Source organism: Corallococcus sp. CA053C (assembly GCF_003611675.1).
Taxonomy (GTDB): Bacteria; Myxococcota; Myxococcia; order Myxococcales; family Myxococcaceae; genus Corallococcus.
In genome coordinates this window covers 1-2,464 of record NZ_RAWA01000694.1, presented here as the reverse complement: position 1 = coordinate 2,464, position 2,464 = coordinate 1, and the positions used below count along the sequence as shown (strand labels likewise).

The 2,464-nt window shown below is 70.7% G+C and carries 2 protein-coding genes and 1 pseudogene; 1 reads left to right on the top strand and 2 read right to left on the bottom strand.

Translation table 11 applies throughout. From position 1 onward, the window contains the following. Positions 1–33: 33 nt before the first annotated feature. Positions 34–333, bottom strand: a complete 300-nt coding sequence (locus tag D7V97_RS42225) for a hypothetical protein (protein ID WP_120616165.1) — start codon at positions 331–333, stop codon at positions 34–36. A gap of 222 nt (positions 334–555) precedes the next feature. On the opposite strand from D7V97_RS42225, the gene D7V97_RS42220 reads away from it, so the two are divergent. Continuing rightward, positions 556–969 (top strand): VOC family protein, encoded by a 414-nt coding sequence (locus tag D7V97_RS42220; RefSeq protein WP_120616164.1) that lies wholly within the window; start codon positions 556–558, stop codon positions 967–969. A gap of 68 nt (positions 970–1,037) precedes the next feature. On the opposite strand, the pseudogene D7V97_RS42215 reads toward D7V97_RS42220, so the two are convergent. Then, positions 1,038–2,464 (bottom strand): annotated as a pseudogene (locus tag D7V97_RS42215) (endopeptidase); the annotation flags it as partial.

Here is a 2,464-nt window from a genome sequence, read left to right as displayed (position 1 = left end):
GGTGAGGGGAGGGCGCCGGGGGCGCGCCGGACATCAGGTCTGCAGGTGGAGCGACAGGCCGCGGCCTGCTTCGAAGCGGGGCTCGGACTGGAGCTTCTCCAGCACGCGGTCCGAGGCGACGAGCGTCACCTGGGGCAGCACTCCCGGTTCGCTCATCCACTTCACGGCGCCCAGCAGGTGCTGGGCCTTGATGAACTCCAGGACGGCGCCGTGGAAGGCCTTGCCCTCCTCGCGCCATTCCTGGGTCAGGGCTTCCCTGCCGCGCCGCTCGGGGGAACGCCGGGCTGGGCTCTTCCGCGCTTCGCGGGGCATGACGACGATTTCGAGGAACATCGCGAGACCCTCCTGAAGGCAAGAACAGCGAAGTGGCGCGGACTATCGCATGAACCTGCATCGTCCCGCCGCCCGGTGCCCGGCCTTTTGATGAAGGTCTTTGCCGCTTCCGGGACTTCCCGGGCGCAAGCGGCTTGACATGCGCGTTTTGCTGCTCTGAACGTCGGCGCTCTGCCGGTTGTTGGACACGCAAAAGGGTGACGAACCCACAGGAGGCTGACCATGCAGCTGCACATTGGCCGATTGTTCGACCACGTCCACCTTCAGGTGCGGGACCTGGAGGCGAGCAAGCGCTTCTACAAGGCGGTGCTGGGGGTGCTGGGCATCCCGCTGTTCAGCGAGAGCGCGCGGCACTTCGCCGCGGACGAGTTCTTCGTGAGCGCGGACTCGGAGCCGACGGCGCGCGTGCACCTGGCCTTCCAGGCGAAGGACCGGGAGATGGTGCACCGCTTCCACCAGGCGGCGCTGGCCGCCGGCGGCCGGGACAACGGCGCGCCCGGCGAGCGCTCCTACCACCCGGGTTACTACGCGGCCTTCGTGTTGGATCCGGACGGCAACAACATCGAGCTGGTGTTCCACGGCCCGGTGCGTCGCTCGGCGCCGTCGGTCGTCATCGACTGGGACGGACCGCCGTGAAAAGCCAGGGGCCCCCGGAATGAACCGGGAGCCCCTGGAGTGCTACGGGACCACGCGCATCGCGATGGCTAGCGCGCCGTCACGGTGCTGCGACCCCGGGCCTGCTTCGAGCCCGGGGCGGCGGGGGACGCGGCCACCGCGGACACGACGCTGAAGGCCAGGTCGTCGTGATCGTTGTACGAGCCCGTCACGCAGGCGCTGGCGGCGGTGCCACCGAAGCGGAACTGCGCGCGCACCGCGTGCTGGCCGGTGGCGGCGCCCACGGTGAACGTGGTGGAGAACGTCTTCAGCCCCACCGCGGTGCAGGCCTGGGCGGTGGTGAGGGCGGTCCACGTGGGCGTGGTGGTGTTCGTCGCGTAGTACAGGTCCAGCTGGTCCGTGGTGCCGTAGCAGTACACCGTCACGTCCACCGTCACCTGCTTGCCCGGGGTGATGAGCCCCTGGTCCACCGTCTTGAGCACCACGCGGTCGATGCTCTCGTCCACGTGGTAGGTGCCCGTGGAGCCGTCCGTGCACGTCGCGCCCAGCGTGTTGGGCTGGTTGGGTTCCACGCCGCCGGACAGGGTGCCGCGCCCGTTGACGAGCGTGGGGCCGGTGTCACAGCCGCACACCGAATCGCAGGCCGGGGCCTTCACGTTCGCGTTGTACGTCGCGACCACCGGCGTGCAGATGTTGGTGGTGGTGAAGCTGGACGCGGCGCTGTACGCGCTCGCGCCGCAGCTGTCGGTGGCCCGCGCGCGCCAGTAGTACGACGTGAGGTTGGACAGGCCGGGGGTCACGTTCCAGGCGCTCGCGCCCAGGCCCGTGGCGCTGCGCACCACGTTGGTGAAGGCGCTGTCCGTCGCCACCTGCACGTCGTAGCCGGCCGCGCTCGTCACGTCCGTCCAGTCCAGCGCCGGGGCGAGCGCGACGCCGGTGGCGCCGCTGGCGGGAGACGTCAGGGTGGGGGCCGCCAGGTTGACGCAGCCACGCGTGGTGAAGCTGTTCGCCGCGGTCCAGGAGCTGGTGCCGCCGCACGAGTTGAGCGCGCGCACGCGCCAGTAGTAGACGGTGCTGGCCGTCAGGCCGGGGGACACCGTCCAGGCGCTCGCGACGAGCGAGTTGGCGCTGCGCACCACGTTGGTGAAGGCGCTGTCCGTCGCGACCTGCACCTCGTAGCCGGCCACGCCCGTCACGTCCGCCCAGTCCAGCGCCGCCAGCAGCTCCACGTCGGTGGCTCCGGAAGAGGGGGTGGACAGCGCGGGCGCCGTGGGCGCCGCGCAGACGGGGGTGGTGCAGGCGCAGGTGCTGGCCTTGCCGAAGCACGCGTTGCTGCTCGCGGGGACGACCGAGTAGCAGTACTGCCGGCCGTTGGCGACCTCCGGATCCGTGTAGCTGGTGCCGGTGACGGTGGCCACGCGCGCCTTGCCGAAGTCACAGCCCGCGAAGCCCTCCGTCTTCATCACCCAGTACTGGCTGGCGCCCGCGGACGCCGTCCACGACAGGCCCACCTGGC

Coding starts and splice junctions, on each gene's coding strand:
- D7V97_RS42220 (WP_120616164.1), top strand. CDS start 556: ATGCAGCTGCACATTGGCCGATTGTTCGACCACGTCCACCTTCAGGTG.
- D7V97_RS42225 (WP_120616165.1), bottom strand. CDS start 333: ATGTTCCTCGAAATCGTCGTCATGCCCCGCGAAGCGCGGAAGAGCCCA.